The organism is Magnetospirillum sp. SS-4, from assembly GCF_902729425.1.
Lineage (GTDB): Bacteria > Pseudomonadota > Alphaproteobacteria > Rhodospirillales > Magnetospirillaceae > Phaeospirillum.
The window spans coordinates 1-1,070 of the sequence record NZ_CACVCH010000131.1 but is presented as its reverse complement, the minus strand read 5'-3'; the positions used below and the strand labels follow the sequence as shown (position 1 = coordinate 1,070).

Sequence of the window (1,070 nt, the reverse complement as noted above, 5' to 3'; positions counted from 1 at the left end):
ATGGGCGGGATCGAGCATGTTGCGTCTGGGATCATCGCGGACCTTGCGGCGAAGCTACCAGGGCAGCGTAAGACACAGCGCGGCAAACTTGGGCTCTTGGTTGCGACGCTTCTGGCGGTTCGCAGCGCCAATCTGATGGATTTGGCGGCGTCGTTGCCGCGTCCCTGTGAACGGGTGGACAAGCGCTACCAATGGATCGAACGGTTTCTGTCCAACGCCAGGGTGTCGGTCGACGCGGTAATGGCGCCCTACGCCCGTGAACTTTTGAAGCTGGCGACCGGGACTGGTCGGCATCTCGTCCTGATGATCGACCAGAGCAAGGCGACGGATCGCCATCAAATGGTGATGGTGGCGGTACGCATTGGCGGACGCGCGCTTCCGCTGGCGTGGCGGGTCAAGGAAACTCAGGGCGCGATCGGCTTCGCCGAGCAGCGCGAAGCCCTGGAGGCGGTACTGCCCCTGCTCTCCGAGGGCGCGAAGCCGGTTCTGATGGGCGACCGTTTCTATGGTAGCCCCGACCTGATCGCGTGGTGCCGTGGGCAGGGTTGGAATTGGCGCCTGCGGCTGAAACAGGACTTGCTGGTATTCGACGACGGCGGAGAGAGCACCTTGGCTGAATGCTTCGCGCGCGGCGAGCACATGCTGACCGACGTCCAATTGACCGGGAAGCGTGTTGTCACCAACGTCGCCATGGTCCACGAGGCGGGTCATCCCAAGCCGTGGATCATCGCCATGTCCGAGGCGCCAACCGCTCATCGCGCGTTCGATTACGGCCTGCGCTGGGGCATCGAGGCCATGTTCTCCGACTTCAAGACCAGGGGGTTCGGCCTGGAAGACAGCCAAATCCAGTATCCGGATCGCCTGTCGCGGTTGATCCTGGTCATGGCGCTGGCACTTTATTGGGCCGTCTCATCCGGCATGTGGGATGCCGCCAACCACCCGACGCCCGCCGAAAAAAACGACCTGCCGACCGTCCGCGCAAGGCCCTCCGGGGCATGATTTCCTTCTTCACGCGCGGCATCCGCCGTCTTCAGGCAATCTTCCAATCCTTCGCCCCAGTCCCACCCCTA

The 1,070-nt window shown here is 63.2% G+C and carries 1 protein-coding gene; it reads left to right on the top strand.

From position 1 onward, the window contains the following. Positions 1 to 999, top strand: coding sequence for an IS4 family transposase (locus MTBSS4_RS18750; RefSeq protein ID WP_173984896.1), 999 nt, complete (start codon positions 1 to 3; stop codon positions 997 to 999). Positions 1,000 to 1,070: the final 71 nt, after the last annotated feature.